This is a genomic window from Arthrobacter sp. sptzw42 (genome assembly GCF_059089685.1).
The window spans coordinates 81,985-97,697 of record NZ_JBNHEX010000003.1; the positions used below are offsets into that span (position 1 = coordinate 81,985).

At 63.0% G+C, this 15,713-nt stretch carries 16 protein-coding genes; 12 read left to right on the forward strand and 4 right to left on the reverse strand.

Annotated features, from left to right (window positions below):
* Positions 1-54: 54 nt before the first annotated feature.
* From AC5RT4_RS04430 to AC5RT4_RS04455, 6 genes are all read left to right on the forward strand, one after another.
* Positions 55-1,035: a Gfo/Idh/MocA family protein gene (locus tag AC5RT4_RS04430; RefSeq protein WP_494042490.1), complete on the forward strand. Its 981-nt coding sequence runs from the start codon at positions 55-57 to the stop codon at positions 1,033-1,035.
* A complete protein-coding gene (locus tag AC5RT4_RS04435) occupies positions 1,028-2,023 on the forward strand; it encodes a LacI family DNA-binding transcriptional regulator (RefSeq protein WP_494042491.1) in 996 nt (331 codons plus the stop codon). Before AC5RT4_RS04430 ends, AC5RT4_RS04435 begins: the two co-directional genes overlap by 8 nt.
* Entirely contained in the window at positions 2,020-2,604 is a 585-nt protein-coding gene (locus AC5RT4_RS04440; protein WP_494042492.1) for a VOC family protein, read from the forward strand. The genes AC5RT4_RS04435 and AC5RT4_RS04440 overlap by 4 nt, the downstream gene beginning before the upstream one ends.
* Positions 2,604-3,506: a sugar phosphate isomerase/epimerase family protein gene (locus AC5RT4_RS04445; RefSeq protein WP_494042493.1), complete on the forward strand. Its 903-nt coding sequence runs from the start codon at positions 2,604-2,606 to the stop codon at positions 3,504-3,506. The genes AC5RT4_RS04440 and AC5RT4_RS04445 overlap by 1 nt, the downstream gene beginning before the upstream one ends.
* On the forward strand, positions 3,503-4,498 hold the full coding sequence (locus AC5RT4_RS04450; RefSeq protein ID WP_494104957.1) for a Gfo/Idh/MocA family protein: 996 nt from the start codon (positions 3,503-3,505) through the stop codon (positions 4,496-4,498). Before AC5RT4_RS04445 ends, AC5RT4_RS04450 begins: the two co-directional genes overlap by 4 nt.
* A 328-nt stretch (positions 4,499-4,826) precedes the next feature.
* Complete coding sequence (locus tag AC5RT4_RS04455) at positions 4,827-5,828, forward strand: shikimate dehydrogenase family protein (protein ID WP_494104958.1); 1,002 nt, start codon at positions 4,827-4,829, stop codon at positions 5,826-5,828.
* A gap of 611 nt (positions 5,829-6,439) precedes the next feature.
* Here the strand turns inward: AC5RT4_RS04455 and AC5RT4_RS04460 are convergent.
* Positions 6,440-6,796 (reverse strand): branched-chain amino acid transporter permease, encoded by a 357-nt coding sequence (locus AC5RT4_RS04460; protein WP_494104959.1) that lies wholly within the window; start codon positions 6,794-6,796, stop codon positions 6,440-6,442.
* Complete coding sequence (locus AC5RT4_RS04465; protein WP_494104960.1) at positions 6,789-7,517, reverse strand: AzlC family ABC transporter permease; 729 nt, start codon at positions 7,515-7,517, stop codon at positions 6,789-6,791. The genes AC5RT4_RS04460 and AC5RT4_RS04465 overlap by 8 nt, the downstream gene beginning before the upstream one ends.
* Before the next feature lie 71 nt (positions 7,518-7,588).
* Here AC5RT4_RS04465 and AC5RT4_RS04470 point away from each other — a divergent pair, with 71 nt between their 5' ends.
* Positions 7,589-8,032: an Lrp/AsnC family transcriptional regulator gene (locus AC5RT4_RS04470; RefSeq protein WP_494042205.1), complete on the forward strand. Its 444-nt coding sequence runs from the start codon at positions 7,589-7,591 to the stop codon at positions 8,030-8,032.
* A gap of 103 nt (positions 8,033-8,135) precedes the next feature.
* On the opposite strand, the gene AC5RT4_RS04475 is transcribed toward AC5RT4_RS04470, so the two are convergent.
* Positions 8,136-8,816 (reverse strand): EamA family transporter, encoded by a 681-nt coding sequence (locus AC5RT4_RS04475; RefSeq protein ID WP_494104961.1) that lies wholly within the window; start codon positions 8,814-8,816, stop codon positions 8,136-8,138.
* A 350-nt stretch (positions 8,817-9,166) separates the two neighbouring features.
* Here AC5RT4_RS04475 and AC5RT4_RS04480 point away from each other — a divergent pair, with 350 nt between their 5' ends.
* Positions 9,167-10,045, forward strand: a complete 879-nt coding sequence (locus tag AC5RT4_RS04480; protein ID WP_494104962.1) for a LysR family transcriptional regulator — start codon at positions 9,167-9,169, stop codon at positions 10,043-10,045.
* 58 nt (positions 10,046-10,103) lie between these two features.
* Here the strand turns inward: AC5RT4_RS04480 and AC5RT4_RS04485 are convergent, their stop codons facing one another.
* The gene (locus AC5RT4_RS04485; RefSeq protein ID WP_494104963.1) at positions 10,104-11,033 is read right to left on the reverse strand and encodes an AraC family transcriptional regulator; all 930 of its coding nucleotides are present in this window, start codon (positions 11,031-11,033) and stop codon (positions 10,104-10,106) included.
* Positions 11,034-11,307: 274 nt separating this feature from the next.
* Between AC5RT4_RS04485 and AC5RT4_RS04490 the strand changes: the two genes are divergently transcribed.
* Genes AC5RT4_RS04490 through AC5RT4_RS04505 form a run of 4 tightly spaced genes read left to right on the forward strand, consistent with a single transcriptional unit; the run spans position 11,308 to position 15,669 of the window.
* A complete protein-coding gene (locus AC5RT4_RS04490; RefSeq protein WP_494104964.1) occupies positions 11,308-12,660 on the forward strand; it encodes an ABC transporter substrate-binding protein in 1,353 nt (450 codons plus the stop codon).
* Between the two features lie 20 nt (positions 12,661-12,680).
* A complete protein-coding gene (locus tag AC5RT4_RS04495; RefSeq protein ID WP_494104965.1) occupies positions 12,681-13,649 on the forward strand; it encodes a carbohydrate ABC transporter permease in 969 nt (322 codons plus the stop codon).
* Positions 13,646-14,569 carry a carbohydrate ABC transporter permease gene (locus AC5RT4_RS04500; RefSeq protein WP_494104966.1) on the forward strand — a complete coding sequence of 308 codons (924 nt, stop codon included), beginning with the start codon at positions 13,646-13,648 and terminating at the stop codon, positions 14,567-14,569. Before AC5RT4_RS04495 ends, AC5RT4_RS04500 begins: the two co-directional genes overlap by 4 nt.
* 41 nt (positions 14,570-14,610) lie before the next feature.
* Entirely contained in the window at positions 14,611-15,669 is a 1,059-nt protein-coding gene (locus AC5RT4_RS04505) for an NAD(P)-dependent alcohol dehydrogenase (protein WP_494104967.1), read from the forward strand.
* Positions 15,670-15,713 lie beyond the last annotated feature (44 nt).

The window sequence follows — 15,713 nt, forward strand, 5'->3', positions numbered from 1 at the left end:
GTTATTGCAACCGATCTCAGCAATCGATCTCATACTTAGCAAAGGGGCTGGCAGATGAGTGGTCCACGCACGATCATTCTTGGTGCTTCCCATTGGCACGTTCCGCTGTACGTCCAAGCGATTGCCGAAGTGCATCAGGTTGTCGGTGTCAGTGACGAGGACGTGTCCCTCGTCCGGGGGCTTGCCGATGGCTGGGGAGCTCCGGTGGAAGCTGACTGGCGGAAGCTGGTTGACCTTCCCGATATTGGGCTGGCCTACGTTTTTGGCCCCCATTATGGGATGGCCGAGAAGTGTCATGCCCTGATCGAGCGTGGGATTCCGTTTGTGGTGGAAAAGCCGCTGGGAACGTCCCTTGCCGAACTTACTGCGGTGCGCAAAGCCGCCGATGCAGCCGGTGTGCCCGCTACCGTCCCGCTGATCCAGCGGGGCGGTCCCGCCGATCGGTGGCTCGCCAAGGCTGGCAGGCCAACGTATCAGCGAATCTCTTTTATTGCCGGACCGCCCTCCCGCTATGTCGATAACGGCAATGCGTGGATGCTGGATCCGGCCAAGGCGGGCGGAGGGTGCCTGGCGAACCTGGGTCCACACTTCGTGGACCTGTTCCTGCAGGGCTGTGACGAGACCTCGGTTCGTGTGCAGGCCCGGCTTTCGTCAACGTTGCACGGGGGAGATGTGGAGGACCACGCCAGTCTCATCCTCACTACGCCCGAGGGACGGGAAGCCATCGTGGAGGTTGGCTACGCATTCCCGGGTTCGCCGTTGAAGCGTTACTGCAGTTATACGTCTGTTGGTGAGGCAGGATACGCCTCGGTTAACTCTGATGGTTCTGCTACTTTCACCGCAGCCGATGGGACCACGGAGAGCGCCAGGATCGACGTGGACAGCGACCCTCTCTACGATCCGTTCGTGCGGCGGGTCGCCCAGACGCTGGAAGATGGATTCCAGGGCTTGCCTACACTGGCCCAGATCGAAGACGTCATGCGCCCCATTTGGCAGGCCTATGACGACCAGCACGGAGGAAGAGAACATGCCTGATCTGAGTATCGACGTCGTTGCGAAGGCCGCCGGTGTCCACCGGTCCACGGTCTCCCGGGCATTCTCCCGCCCGGAAGCGGTGAAAATTGAAACCCGCGAGCACATCCTCCGGGTCGCTGAGGGGCTGGGCTACACAATGAGTCCACTCGCCCAGGCGCTTCGCCGAAAGACCAGCACCTTCATCCCGCTGATCGTCCCTGACATCACCAACCCGTTCTTTGCAGAACTTGCCAAGACGATGACGCAGGCGGCGGACGAGCGCGGCTACCAGCTGCTGCTCTGCGTCACCAATGGTGACCCTGCCAAGACCGACGGGTACTTCACCGCCATGCAGGCCATGTATGCCCCCTTCGGTATCGTCGCCCCCTCCACGAAGGTCGATACCGAGGCGCTGAAACGCTTCGCTTTTGGCCACAAGGTGGTGGTGATCGACCGGGTTGAAGGCGACGATGCGGTCCCAACTGTCACCGTCGACAGCCGCCGCGGAATCATGCTCGCGCTGGACCACCTGCATTCTCTGGGGCACACGTCGATCGGCTACGTTTCCGGCATCGCCGGAACGCACACCGCCCAGGACCGGATGGACGCGTATCTGGAGCTGTCCGCTGAGAGCGGCAGCGCACCTGTGGTGCTGGACAGCGGGTCAGATCTGGATGCCGGCACGCGCGGGGCCGAACATTTCCTCGAGATGGAGAATCCGCCGACCGCCATCATCGCGGCAAATGACATGGTGGCATTTGCGGTAATCTCGGCCCTCGGCCGAAGCGGCGTGCGCGTACCGGAGGACGTGTCGGTCATCGGTTTCGACGGTCTGGCTTTGGGGGCCCGGTTCAACCCTCCCCTCACGACCATCCGGCAACCCATCGCCGACATGGGACACATCGCCATAGAACTGGCCGAGAAGCAGAACATCGACGGCTCCGTGGACCACATCGTCCTCGAACCTGAACTTCTGGTCCGTGCCTCCACCTCGGGACCACGCAAATGACCGCGGAGACTAACGGCGCCCCGGCAGGAACACTGCGGCGGCTGCCGGGGCTCCAGCACACGGACCACGTCGGCCTCACCGTCCCCCACCTCGAGGAGGGTATCCGGTTCTTCGTCGACGTGCTCGGGGCCGAGGAACTGTACCGCTCAGAGCGGGGTCCCGACGAAGAATTCATGCCCACAAACTTCGAAGTCCCGGCAGATGCGAAACTCACGCTGGCCATGCTGCGCCTGCCCCCGAACCTCAATATTGAACTCTTCGAGTGGAGCAGCGCTGAGCGGCGCGAAACCCCGCCACGGCATTGCGATGCCGGCGGACACCACCTGTGCTTCGTCGTGGACGACGTCGACGAAGCGGTCGCCGTGCTCCAGGAAACACCTGGGGTGCGGGTGCTCGGTGAGCGCAAAGAAGTCGCAGGCGACAGCCCGCGCGTAGCCGGCAACCGCTGGACCTACTTCCTTACCCCCTGGGGCCTGCTGATGGAGATCGTCGACCGGTCCCGCGTCCCCTCCCCACCCCGGCTGGTCGGTCCTGCGGACTGGACAGCGGCTCCAAACACTTCCAGAAAGGACGACCAATAATGCGGCTTGCAGGTCACACACTCGGAACCCCGGACCACACGGTTCCCCAGGCACTAGCGCTCTTCAAAGCTGCCGGCCTCGACGCCGCTGAAGTCATCTACCAGGACGACTACCTGTCAGGGTTGCCTCTGGGAGACCGGCACGCCGCGATGGAGGCACTAAAGGCTGCCGACAGCGAAGGCATCCCGATCGTAGGCCTTACGCCCTACACCACAGCCATCAACGCACTCGATGACGCAGAGTGGCGCGGCGCGGTCGATGAATTCCGCGGCGCCATTGAAACCGCGCACGTGGTCGGGGCCGACCGGGTCCGCGTCTACGCCGGATCCTGGCATGCCGGAGACTCCGACCATGCCCGGCGGTGGGCAAAGCTCGTGGACGCGCTGCAAACCCTTGCACCCGAAGCTGAACAGGCAGGCGTACGGCTGTGCGTTGAGAACCACTTCGGCACAATGACCCAGTCCGCGGCCGAAACTGCAGCCCTGGTCCGCGAAGTCGCCCACCCGGCCATCCGCGTTCTGTACGATCAGGCGAACCTGACTTTCACCCACGACGAAAAGTTTGAACAGGCCCTCGCTGTCCAAGGCGACCTGATCGGCCACGTGCACGTGAAGGACCTTGTCTTCACCGATCCCAACGCAGCGTTCCGCGCAACCGAAACGGCCCGGGTTAACGCTTCCGAGCGGGCCGTACGGTCCCGCGTCGTGGGAAGCGGCGTCGTTCCCTGGCCCCAAATTCTCGCCGGGCTGGTGCAGCACGGCTACGACGACGTGCTCAGCATCGAACTTGAATACCGCTGGCACCGGCAAGACCTTCCCAAGCCCGAGGACGGATTTAGGGAATCAGCCGACGTCCTGCGCGCCATGCTCTCTGATCCCGCTCAGGTAAGGAATGCTCGATGAACACCAACCGCCTCCGCGTCGGCGTCATCGGCGCAGGAAACATCGCTACCATTGCCCAATTGCCCACACTCGTACAGCGCGATGACGTTGAGCTGGCCGCCCTGGTGTCCCGCCGTGAGGATCCGGGCAGCCTGGTCCGACGCTGGGGCTTCGGCTCCGCCTACAAGTCGGTCGAGGACATGCTGGGTGCGCAGGACCTGGACGCAGTCTTCGTCCTCACACCCCGCTCCGAGCATGCCCACGCGGTCCAACTGTGCCTGAGCCGCGACGTCGACGTCTTCTGCGAAAAGCCCCTGGCCCCGGCCACTGAGGAGGCAGAACGCCTCGCGGACTTGGCCGATGAACGCGGCCGCATCCTGATGGTCGACTTCAATCGCCGCTATGCCCCCGTCTACACCGCCGGCCGTGAGCTGTTTGGCGACAAAGGCGCTACCTTCTGCGTCGCGCAAAAGAACCGCCCGGGATCGGAATACCGCGCAACGTTCGAGAACGCCATCCATATGGTCGACCTGCTCCGCTGGTACTGCGGCGGCGAGCCCGTGGACGTGGCCGCACACGCAGCCGGTGATGACCCCTGGGAAGAAGACGGCGTCGCAGCCATGATCCGCTTCAGCACAGGCAACACCGGAGTGCTCATGGCAGCCCGGACAGCAGGTGCCTGGAGTGAAAAACTCGACGCCTACGGCGCCGGCAAGACCGTGGAAGTCAGGGCACCGGAAACGGTCTCGACCACTGTCCAGGGAGTCACCACCTCACGGGAGCTCAGCGCCGAGGCCTACGGCTGGGCCACAGCGACCGATACGCTCGGCTTCTCAGCAGCAGTCCACCACTTCCTGGACCGGGTCGCCGACAGGGCCCAGCCAGTGACCTCCGGCCGCGACGCCGTTCACACCCAGCGGCTGCTTGACCGGATCCTCGCCGCCTCCGGACTGCCGACAGAAGAACAAGAAGGCCGGCAATGGGCAAGCCACGCCACCAGCGGCAACAGCTAATCAGCACGGGCACGCGCCACTCTGGACCGGGGATGGCAGAGAACCCGGGCTTCACCAGTGCAGCAGCAGGTCAGGACACGGAGCGACACCACTGAAGCAGCCGCGCCCGGAGCCATGGCACACCCTTTGGGAAACACCTCAAGTAAGGACCTAGAAAGATGAAACGAGCAGACCGAGTCGTTCTGGTGACCGGATCAAGCGGCGGAATCGGCGATGCCGTCGTCAGCGCACCCACAGCCGAAGGGGCCCTCGTCATAGGTGCCGACCGTGGCCCGAAGGAGGGCCAGGAACTGGCCGGCTTCTTGTCATCGAAGTCGTCCAGGTCCGCGTGGCTCCCGATATCTTGCAGGACAGGCTGCGCAAGCGAGGCCTCGAGCGCGACCCTGTCAAGCTCGCACAGTGGGACGAGTACTGGGCTGAGCACGGCGACCAACTCTGCTCCTGGACAGATGTTCCAGTGACGGAGCTGGGTGCACCGCGCAAACGGGCGAACCCGATGATCAGCGGAACGACGACGCTCATCGCGCACCTGGGATATCCCACCCACACGTTCAAGTCGTCTCTGATCTGCAACCCATGGTTTGAAACGCACGCGATCGATGCAGTCGTCGTCCCCATGGGGATCAAACCGGAGGACTACCCCGACTTCTTCCGCTCCGTCTTCACGCTAACCAACATCCGAGGTGCGCTTGTCACCATGCCGCACAAGGTGGTCACCATGAACCTCGTTGACGAGGTCAGCCCAACTGCCCAGATCGCCGGTGCCACCAATGCCGTCCTCAGGCGAGATGACGGATCACTGCTGGCCGAGCAGTTCGACGGAGCAGGCTTCGTCCGCGGCGCCCTGCGCAAAGGATTCGTCCCTCACGGCAAGCGGGCCCTGGTCGTCGGCAACGGCGGCGTGGGCTCGCCGATCGCCGCCTCACTGGCCGGCCTCGGACTTGCCGGCATCGGCTTGTTCGACCCCGATACAGGTGCCTCCGACGCGCTCGCCCAGCGCATCAGCGCGCACTACCCTGACGTGCAGATCGCCATGGGGTCAAAAGATCCGGAGGGCTACGACCTGATCGTCAACGCCACCCCGCTCGGCATGAGGGACGGTGACTCCATGCCTGTCGACATCGACCGGATCACGCCCGGCTCGTATGTCGGGGACGTCGTGCTGAAGGCCGGAATGACCCCATTCCTGCAGGCCGCCAAGCAGAAGGGATGCACAGTTCAGGTGGGCAGCGACATGCTGTTCGAGATGATCCCCGCTTACCTCGAGTTCTTCGGATTCGGCACTGCGACAGCCGAAGAACTGCGCACAACAGCGCAATTGCCCTTATGAAGAAAGGCCTCCGTGACGATGAGGTGGTTGTGAGTCGACCCAAGGCATCCCTCAACCGATAAAGATCCTTTGCGGCAAGACCGCTCGAAGCCGGCCTCGGGTGGCCACCCCGATAGTGGTGGCTTACTCGGTTCGGGCGGTCGTCCTGATTTGCATTGCTCGGAGAGGGCACGCGCCGCTCTCACGCGCTGGTATCAGAATAGAGCGAAATTCCGCTTCCCTGACAGTGGCTCCATGATGTTCTCAGAATCCACCCTGACAGTCGCCGGAAGTTCGAAAACACGGAAAGCCCATGGAGTTGCACATCTTATGAAGTCCATTTCGGGCAGTGGGCGGCCATGTCACCTGATGTAACTGGTCGGACGTCGGAGAACAACCCAGAGCTCCACCCCACAGGCCGAGTCCTCCCACGTCAGGCCGCTCCGACGTCAGGTTTGGGTGTGGCCCAACCGGTCAATCAACCGCTTTGAGCCTTTTCATCCAGACCTGATGGCCCCGGTATGCAAAGGGGCCCGGGGATGGCTAAGACTTGAGCAGGCCCCGGGTCCAGCATCCAGGGCGAGAGTAGTTCGAAATCGAATATGCACCTGTATCAGTAACCGAGCGCCGCGTCAGGTTGGGCCGAAGATGGTAGAAATCAGCAGTACATAACTGGTGGTGCCGCCTGCGATGCTCAGCAGCATGTTCGCTTTCCATAGGTGCAGCGCTGATGTCACCACCACCCCGAACATTGCGGGAACTGCGCTTGACATTGCGGGAACTGCGCTTGCCGGGTCGATGATGCTGACGTGCCGGAGGGTGTAGACGGTGAGAATCACCATCACGCCGATCGGGATGAGTTCGGCGATGTAGGGCAGGAGTTTGCTGCTGCGTAAGGGTGCGAGGATCGCGAAGGGGAGTGCGCGTAACGCCCAGGTCACTGCGGCGGCCACGAGCGTGACGGCGAGGAGGTATTGGGTGTCATCCATGACGCGACCTCCAGCGCTTGAACCCGTAGGAGGAAAGGAGCAAGCCAACGAATGTTCCCATGGCGGGCAGGATCATCGCGTCCCCGGCAAAAATTACGAAGAACAGGGCACAGGCAAGCGCTATCAGCGGTATCGGTACTGAGCGGCGCACACGGTAGGCGTCGATGCCCAGCACGAGAAAAAACGCAGTGATCGCGAAGTCCAGCCCCACTATGCCGGGCGGGACGAGGGAACCGGCGAGTACACCGATCGTGGCGCTGACCACCCAGTTCACGTAAAACACCGATTGGATCCCAAGGACGCGCGCACCGGACCATTGGCGCGCTTCGGGATGCGCCGTCAGTGCCCAGGCCTCATCGCACAGGATGTACGTGCTCAGCACCCGGAGACTGCGCGAGCGGATCTGTCCGAGGGGAAAAGAGAGCGCGTAGAAGACGTGCCTGAAGTTCACCAACAGTGCCGTCAGCGCTACTGACGTGAGCGGCGCGGCCGCGATCACCATGCCAACGAGCAGGAACTCAAGGGAACCAGCGAAAATCACGCCCGTAAACAGCGGTGCTGTCCACCACGGCAGGCTGGACTGCGAGATGAGCACCCCTAGTGCCATCCCCAGCGGGAACATTGCTATCCCGGCGGGGAGCGCGGTCCGGATGCCAGATAGGACTTCCCTGGGGCTGCCTGGGACGCCCGTCTCCTCATTGTTCACCACTGCTTCGCCCATAAAGCAATCGTAGAAACAATTGTGCGAACTATGGTTGTTGCTTTGAGCCGCTAGAAGGCATAGTGGGCAACATGAGAGAACCCGATGCGCTGGACTTAGCAATTATTGAGCAGTTGCAATTGGATGGTCGTATCAGCAACCTCGAATTGGCCCAACGTGTCGGGCTGACTCCGGCGCCGTGTCTGCGCCGGGTGCGCCGCCTTGAGGCTGACGGAGTGATCGCCGGCTACCGTGCAGTCATCGACGCCCAAAAGCTGGGCCGTCGCCTCGAAGTAACCGCCACAGTCGAGGTCAGGAGCACCGATACGCAGACGATCGCAGAGTTCGAGCGGGCGGTCGTGGCTTTCGACGAGGTGGTTGAAGCGCGGAAGGTATTCGGCAACCCGGACTACTTCTTACGCATCCTCGTGAGCGGCATCGAGGAATACGAGCAGTTCCAGATGCAAAAGCTCACAGCACTCCCCGCAGTCTTCCGCGTCGACTCGCACCAGACCATGAAGCTGCTCAAGAACTGACCGACTCCCATTACTTAGTACCGGCCAGGCAGGCCATCGCTGGTTGCTCTTATGGACCGGGCGTTCCGCGGTCCTGAAGTTCCTCGCGGCACAGGTTCTCCTGTTAGTTTTCCGCTGAAGCCCCATGCGCAGAGGGGGCAGGAGCAGGGCTGTTGCTTTGCTGCCTAGCAGCAGTCCTCCTCCTGCGCCCTGCCAGCCAGATCGCCACTGTGTTCGTGGCAACGATCATCCCCATGCCGAGCCATTCGTGGAGGACGAGGACCTGTCCCAGTACTACTGTTCCGGAGAGCGCGGCCAGGATGGGGTTGATGCTCATGAAGACGCTGAAGAATCCGGCCGGCACGTGGCGAAGCGCGATCAGGTCAGCGGCATAAGGGACCACCGAGCAAAGGACCCCGGCGGTGACGGCGTACAGAAGCGCCGGCGCGGTAAACACTCCCTGAACGAGGAGATACGCAGCTACGGGCAGGTAAAAAACCAGGGAAACCAGTGTTCCGGCGGCGGGAGCCTGTAGGCCGGGCAGGCGTTGACCGGCAACCCTGTTTAAAAGGATGTACGCCGCCCAGCAGGCGGCTGCAGCCAGGGCGACGGCAACACCAATGAAGTCACTGCTGGGGCCCGGCATGACGAGAACATACACTCCCAAGCCGGCGCTGAGCCCACACACCAGATCCCACCGGCTCCTCGAGGACAGCAGCGCAACGCCCAATGGTCCAAGAAATTCCAGGGTGACGGCAAGCGCCAGCCCGATCCGGTCGATGGCCACGTAAAGACAAATATTCATGAGGGCTGTCGCTGCCCCCAGCAGAAGGACCGGCCACCACTGCCGCCAGGTGAATCGATGGAAGGGTGGCCGCGCAACAGGAAGGAGAACCGCGGCAGCTACAAACTGCCGAACGGCCACGACACCGGCCGGTCCGACCATCGGAAAGGCGTGAGCCCCGATTCCGGCACCAATCTGGTTACTGAGTCCGCTTCCCGTCATCGTCAGAACTCCACGAACTAGCGATGTGTGGGCGCGGGCGCCGCGGGAATGGGCCGTTCCCTGTTCTAGCTGAGCTTCCATATCGAAAGCTTCGGGGGTCGAGCTGTGGTTGAGAAATGTGCTCTGTGGGCGTTCTATACGATGAGCGTATGGATGTTGAAGTGCGATACCTTCGGGCGCTGATTGCCGTGGTGGACGCCCAGACCTTTACCGACGCCGCCATTGACCTCGGAACATCCCAAGCCGCGGTTTCACGGTCCGTTGCGGCACTGGAACGCGTCCTAGGGTTGCGCATTCTGCAAAGGACAACGCGCAGCATCACACCTACTCCCGCGGGGGAAAGGGTCATCGCGCAGGCGCGGCGCGTCCTGGCAGAGGTGGCGCTCCTTGAACGGGCGGCACGCGAGCACAATAGCGAACTGAAAATAGGTTACGCATGGTCGGCGCTGGGCGCCCGGACCGCGGCCCTGCAACGCAAATGGACACAGGCACACCCAGACGTAGACCTGGTGTGGGTCCAGACCTACGCCGCATCCGGAGGGTTGGCGGACGGCTCTGCCGATGTCGCGGTCTTCAGGCGCCCGATCAGTGATGACCGCTTCACATCGACGCTCATTGGCAAGGAAGGCCGCTACGCGGCAGTGGCCACGGAAGACCCACTGGCCCGCAAACGCTTCCTGCGCATGGCTGACTTCGCCGGTCATACGCTGGCTGTGGACCACCGCACCGGAACGACTACCGAAGACCTTTGGACCGGATCGGCACGTCCGGCGTCCTTCCGACAGGTGCAGGGCGTCGATGAATGGCTGATGCTCATCTCCACCGGACAAGCCATAGGCATGTCCTCGGAGGCGACCGCAGCGCAAAATCCCCGGCCCGGCGTCGTGTACCGGCTGGTCCGGGATGCCCCACCTATCTCAGTGTTCCTCGCCTCCCGCCGTGACGATCCTTCAGCCCTGGTAGCAGATTTCACACGGCTGGCGCGGGAGACATTCAGTCCCGACGAAACGGCAAAGACATCCCACTAAGTCCCGAAGCGCAGCAGCAAGTCCCGCTCATGACCCCGCGAGGATTCGGCCGTCCTTTTTACAGCTCATTCCGGACGCGCTGGCGGTAATTTCTTGGTGTTTCTCCGGCGTCATTGAGGAAATGCCGGTTGAAGTTTGAGAGGTTTGAGAAGCCGACTTCGTAGCAGATGTCTGAGATGGCTTTGTCGCTTCGCTCCAAGAGCCGACGGGCGTGTGCGAGGCGCAGTTTACGGGTCAAGTCACTGAAGTTTTGGCCCGTAGAGCGCTTGAAGTACTTCGAAAATGTTGGTTCTGTCATTCCGACCAGGGCGGCCGCGTCGGACATTTTGAGGGTTCCGGCGTGGTTGCTGAAGACGTATTCGAGGACGATGTCGACCACGGCAGCGGCCTGGCCGTCCAGCTGGGGCCTGAACCATTCGTCGGCGAGGTAGCGCCGTTCTTCCTGTGGCGCACGGCTCAGAGTAGAGAAGAGCTCCATGAGGTGCTGAAGCCGCGCAAGTCCTGTGGAAGCGCCCATGGCTTCCATGGAAAGGGCCGCGCTCCGCGCCGCCTGCCCCAGGAATTCAATACCGCGGGCGGACTGATCGAGCAGGAGTTTGACTTCGGCCATTTCGGGGACGAGGGCAGCGGTGTGCTCCACCCACTTTCCGTCGAACTGGATGACCACGTCCCGGTTCTCCAGGACTTCTCCCGGTTCCAGGTCACTGACCCAGTCGTGGGGCAGGCCTGACCCGACAAGCGAGACGTGTCCGGCCTCAAACGTTCCGATGTGGTCACCGACGATGTACTTTCCAGTGCCCTTACGGATGAGGTGGATCTCGTACTCAGGGTGATAATTCCACCGCGCAACAGGGCTCGGGTAGTCGTGTTCGTGCCACCTGACGGAGTGGTTGGGGTCTGGCGGAATGACTTCGCGGTTAGCGCGCATTCCCAGCAGTCGTTCAGCCAGCCGGGCAGTCGCTCCGTCCTTGGGCTCCCCAACACTCATGATGGTTCTCCATGTTGCTTTGTTTATGAAATATGGACAGCACACTGACCGCCTTCCCCTAGAGTAATGGCTGCCTCGGAGTGAAGGGCGGGAAAATTAGTATCAGAAATAGGCAACCAGGACGCTAGTTGTGCCTTACCCCACAGCCCTAATGTTGAGGAACAAGAGAGCGGCGCACCGGATTTCCCGGTCGTAGTCGCCTCACCCGGTCCGGCATCGACACAGCAGTCGTTATGCGGTGACTGTGCACCCTTGAAGAACAAAGGAGTCCTTTATGCGCCCGAAAACGCGCGCTGCCGTCGTGTCCGCCGGAGCCCTCTGCATTGCCTTCAGTGCCTCGGCCTGCGCAGGTGCCGGCGGCGGCAATTCCGCCGGAGACCCGAACAGCATCAGTGTCCTGATGGTGAACAACCCCCAGATGGAGGACCTGCAACGGCTCACAGCAGAGAACTTCACCAAGGAAACCGGGATCAGGGTCAATTACACGATCCTGCCCGAGAACGACGTCCGGGCCAAGATCAGCCAGGAGTTCTCCAGCCAGGCCGGCCAGTACGACGTCGCGTCCCTCTCCAACTACGAAATCCCGTTCTATTCCGCGAACGGCTGGCTCGCCCCGCTGGATGATGTGGCCACGGATCCGGAGTTTGACCAGGACGACATCCTGCCCGCCTACACCGCGTCCCTGACGGGCGAGGACGGCAAGCTTTACGGCGAACCGTTCTACGGCGAGTCCTCGTTCCTGATGTACCGCAAGGACATCCTGGAGGCCAAGGGCCTGACCATGCCGGCGAAACCCACCTGGGACGAGGTCGCCGAGATAGCGGCGAAAGTCGACGGCGCGGAACCTGGTATGAAAGGCATCTGCCTGCGCGGCCAGCCGGGCTGGGGCCAGGTCTTCGCACCCCTGACCACGGTGGTGAACACCTTCGGCGGGACCTGGTTCGACAAGGACTGGAACGCCCAGGTCAACAGCCCCGAGTTCACCGAAGCTGTGGAGTTTTACACGAGGCTGGTCCGCGAGCACGGTGAAGCAGGGGCCGCGCAGGCCGGCTTTACCGAGTGCCTGAACAACATGAGCCAGGGCAACGTGGCCATGTGGTACGACGCAACTTCCGCTGCTGGGGCCTTAGAAGCTGAGGACTCTCCGGTGAAGGGCAAGATCGGTTATGCCCAGGCGCCCGTGAAGGAAACCAAGTCTTCCGGCTGGTTGTGGACCTGGTCCTGGGCCATGCAGGCCGCTTCCAAGAAGCAGGACGCTGCCGAGAAATTCATCGCCTGGGCCAGCTCCAAGGACTACGAGGAACTCGTCGCCTCCGAGCTCGGCTGGGCCAAGGTCCCGTCCGGCAAGCGCATCTCCACCTACGAAAACGCCGAGTTCCAGAAGGCCGCACCGTTCTTCGAAGCTGAACGCTTCGCTATCGAGAACGCCGACCCGAAGAACCCCGGCGCCCAGGAACGCCCCGCCGTCGGCATCCAATTCGTGGGCATCCCCGAATTCGCCGCCCTGGGCACGAACGTGTCCCAAGGCGTCAGCTCTGCCATCGCCGGCCAAGGCAGCGTGGCCGACGCGCTGGCCAAAGGCCAGGAAGCCGCCCAAAAGGTCGGCAACAAGTACAAGCAGCCCTAACCGAACCGCAGGAGAACATCATGACAACCGCAACGGCGCGCATCTCCCGCCCGGGACACCACGCAGCCAAACCTTCACGAGACGCCAAATCGCGCGAACGCGCCCTGGCCTGGGCACGGCGCGCACCGCTACTCCCTGCCCTGGTCTTCCTCATCCTGGTCACCCAGCTCCCGTTCGTGGTGACCCTGATCATCTCGTTCATGAACTGGAACAGCCTCAGCCCGGACAAGACCGCCTTCGCCGGCCTGGAAAACTACGTCACGGTCCTCACGGACCCTGACCTGCGCCAGGCAATCTTCACCACCATCCTCCTCACCGTCTCCGTGGTGCTGATCAGTCTGCTCATCGGCCTGGGCCTGGCCCTGCTGCTGGACAAAAAGTTCATCGGCCGCGGCCTGGCCCGGACCTTGCTGATCGCGCCGTTCCTGGTGGTTCCCGTGGCAGCGGCCCTGATCTGGAAGCACGCCCTCCTCAACCCCACCTACGGGCTGATCAACGGCATCCTCACCTGGGTGTGGTCCCTGTTCGGCAGCACCGCAGCCCCGCAGCTGGACCTGCTCTCGCAGGCACCCATGATGGCAGTGATCCTCTCCCTGGTGTGGCAGTGGACTCCGTTTATGATGCTCATCCTGCTGGCCGGACTGCAGTCCCGCCCCATGGACACCGTGGAAGCTGCCCAGATGGACGGCGCCACGCCCTGGGCGATCTTCCGCCACCTGACCCTGCCGCACCTGCGCCAGTACCTGGAACTCGGCGGGCTGCTCGGAGCGATCTACATCGTGCAGAACTTCGACGCCGTCTTCACCCTCACCGCAGGTGGCCTCGGCACGGCCAATCTGCCCTACGCGATCTACCAGACGTTTTACTTCGCCAACGAATACGGCCTGGCGTCCGCCGCCGGCGTCGTAGTGGTCATCGGCACCATCATCGTGGCTACCTTCGCACTCCGCACCGTCTTTTCACTCTTCAAGAAGGAGGCAGCACGATGAGCACCCTCACCCCCGCTGCACCGCAGAGCACCCCTCCCGGCCCCACCGCATTGAACACCGGCCGCACCCCACGCCGTCGCGGCAAGGCACGCATGGACCCCACCCGCAACAACACCGCCGCCGGCATCGCCGCCTGGCTGCTCGCCCTGCTCTTCGCAGTCCCGGTCCTGTGGATGATCCTCACCTCGTTCCACTCCGAAACCGACGCCGCAACCAACCCGCCCTCGATCGCAGCGAACCTCACCCTGGACGCGTACCGGGAATTCTTCGGCGAAACCTCCGGCGTCAGCCCCTGGCCGTCGCTGATCAACTCCGCCACCGCCTCGATCCTGTCCACGGTCCTCGTGCTGCTCCTGGCATTCCCCGCCGCATATGCGCTCTCCATCCGGCCGGTGAAGAAGTGGACCGACGTGATGTTCTTCTTCCTCTCCACCAAGATGATGCCCGTGGTCGCGGCCATCCTGCCGCTCTACCTCTTCGCACGAACCGTCGGAGCCCTGGACAACATCTGGTTCCTGATCCTGATGTACACCTCCATGAACCTGCCCATCGCCGTCTGGATGATGCGCTCCTTCCTCGCCGAAGTCCCGGAAGAGATGCTGGAAGCCGCACAGATCGACGGCGCCAACCTCCTGCTCATCCTCCGCAAAATCATCGCCCCTGTCGCGATGCCGGGCATCGCCGCCACCGCCCTGATCTGCTTCATCTTCAGCTGGAACGAACTCCTGTTGGCCCGAGTTCTAACCGGCGTCGTGGCAGGCACCGCCCCGGTGTTCCTCACCGGCTTCGTCTCCGGCCAGGGCCTGTTCCTCGCCCAGGTCTGCGCCGCCGCCGTCGTCATCTCCCTTCCAGTGCTGTTCGCAGGCTTCGCCGCCCAGGACAAACTCGTCCAGGGACTCTCCCTCGGCGCCGTCAAATAGTCAGCCGGTTCCCCGCCGAACTCTTCTCAAGGAATACTTCGATGACAACAACAACCACCCAGTCAGCCGCCACCGGTTCCGGCTTGCCCGCAACTATGCGGGCCAACATCCTCAAGAGCCAGGGCGACATGGCAATGGAAACCCTGCCCCTCCCGCAGCTCGACGCCGACCAGGTCCTGGTCCAAGTCGCCGCCGTCGGCGTCTGCGGAAGCGACGTGCACTACTACGAACACGGCCGGATCGGCCCCTACGTCGTGGACCACCCGCTCATCCTCGGACACGAACTCTCCGGACGGATCGCCGCCGTCGGCACCGCCGTTGACCCCGCCCGCATCGGCCAGCGCGTCGCCGTTGAACCACAGCGCCCCTGTCGGACGTGCAAGCAATGCAAGGCTGGCCGCTACAACCTCTGCCCGGACATCGAGTTCTACGCCACCCCGCCGATCGACGGTGCATTTGCCGAGTACGTCACCATCCAGTCCGACTTCGCTTACGACATCCCCGACAGCGTCAGCGACGAAGCAGCCGCCCTCATCGAACCGCTTTCCGTGGGCCTCTGGGCCTGCGAACGCGCCGAGATCCGCCCCGGGAGCCGGGTGCTGATTGCCGGCGCCGGTCCCATCGGCATCATCGCTGCCCAGGCCGCCCGCGCCTTTGGCGCAACCGAAATCTACATCAGCGACATCGCCGAAGACCGCCTCGCGTTCGCCCTCGAACACGGCGCTACGCACGCGCTCAACGCCAGGACCGACAGTGTCGAAGGGCTCGACGTCGACGCCTTCATCGATGCCTCCGGCGCGCCACAGGCGGTCCGGTCAGGCATCAAGGCCGTAGCTCCGGCCGGCCGCGTTATCCTTGTCGGCCTGGGGGCCGATGACGTCGAACTACCGGTCTCCTACCTCCAGAACCGCGAAATCTGGCTCTCCGGCGTATTCCGCTACACCAACACCTGGCCTCTGGCCATCCAGCTGATTGCGGACGGGAAGGTGGACCTGGACATCCTGGTCACCGGCAAGTTCTCCCTCGCCGAGTCGGAAGAGGCGCTCAAGGCCGGCAAGCAGCCCGGCCAGCTCAAAGCCGTCGTCTACCCCGGCCGCTAAGCACGCAACCCGGAGTACCGGCAAGAACATCAAGCACTGACCTG

What these genes read in the sequence shown, in the direction of transcription:
- AC5RT4_RS04435 (WP_494042491.1), top strand. Translation starts at nt 1,028, where the DNA reads ATGCCTGATCTGAGTATCGACGTCGTTGCGAAGGCCGCCGGTGTCCAC.
- AC5RT4_RS04460 (WP_494104959.1), bottom strand. Translation starts at nt 6,796, where the DNA reads ATGGATGACACCCAATACCTCCTCGCCGTCACGCTCGTGGCCGCCGCA.
- AC5RT4_RS04490 (WP_494104964.1), top strand. Translation starts at nt 11,308, where the DNA reads ATGCGCCCGAAAACGCGCGCTGCCGTCGTGTCCGCCGGAGCCCTCTGC.
- AC5RT4_RS04505 (WP_494104967.1), top strand. Translation starts at nt 14,611, where the DNA reads ATGACAACAACAACCACCCAGTCAGCCGCCACCGGTTCCGGCTTGCCC.
- AC5RT4_RS04470 (WP_494042205.1), top strand. Translation starts at nt 7,589, where the DNA reads ATGAGAGAACCCGATGCGCTGGACTTAGCAATTATTGAGCAGTTGCAA.
- AC5RT4_RS04495 (WP_494104965.1), top strand. Translation starts at nt 12,681, where the DNA reads ATGACAACCGCAACGGCGCGCATCTCCCGCCCGGGACACCACGCAGCC.
- AC5RT4_RS04430 (WP_494042490.1), top strand. Translation starts at nt 55, where the DNA reads ATGAGTGGTCCACGCACGATCATTCTTGGTGCTTCCCATTGGCACGTT.
- AC5RT4_RS04465 (WP_494104960.1), bottom strand. Translation starts at nt 7,517, where the DNA reads ATGGGCGAAGCAGTGGTGAACAATGAGGAGACGGGCGTCCCAGGCAGC.
- AC5RT4_RS04440 (WP_494042492.1), top strand. Translation starts at nt 2,020, where the DNA reads ATGACCGCGGAGACTAACGGCGCCCCGGCAGGAACACTGCGGCGGCTG.
- AC5RT4_RS04445 (WP_494042493.1), top strand. Translation starts at nt 2,604, where the DNA reads ATGCGGCTTGCAGGTCACACACTCGGAACCCCGGACCACACGGTTCCC.
- AC5RT4_RS04500 (WP_494104966.1), top strand. Translation starts at nt 13,646, where the DNA reads ATGAGCACCCTCACCCCCGCTGCACCGCAGAGCACCCCTCCCGGCCCC.
- AC5RT4_RS04480 (WP_494104962.1), top strand. Translation starts at nt 9,167, where the DNA reads ATGGATGTTGAAGTGCGATACCTTCGGGCGCTGATTGCCGTGGTGGAC.
- AC5RT4_RS04485 (WP_494104963.1), bottom strand. Translation starts at nt 11,033, where the DNA reads ATGAGTGTTGGGGAGCCCAAGGACGGAGCGACTGCCCGGCTGGCTGAA.
- AC5RT4_RS04475 (WP_494104961.1), bottom strand. Translation starts at nt 8,816, where the DNA reads ATGAATATTTGTCTTTACGTGGCCATCGACCGGATCGGGCTGGCGCTT.
- AC5RT4_RS04450 (WP_494104957.1), top strand. Translation starts at nt 3,503, where the DNA reads ATGAACACCAACCGCCTCCGCGTCGGCGTCATCGGCGCAGGAAACATC.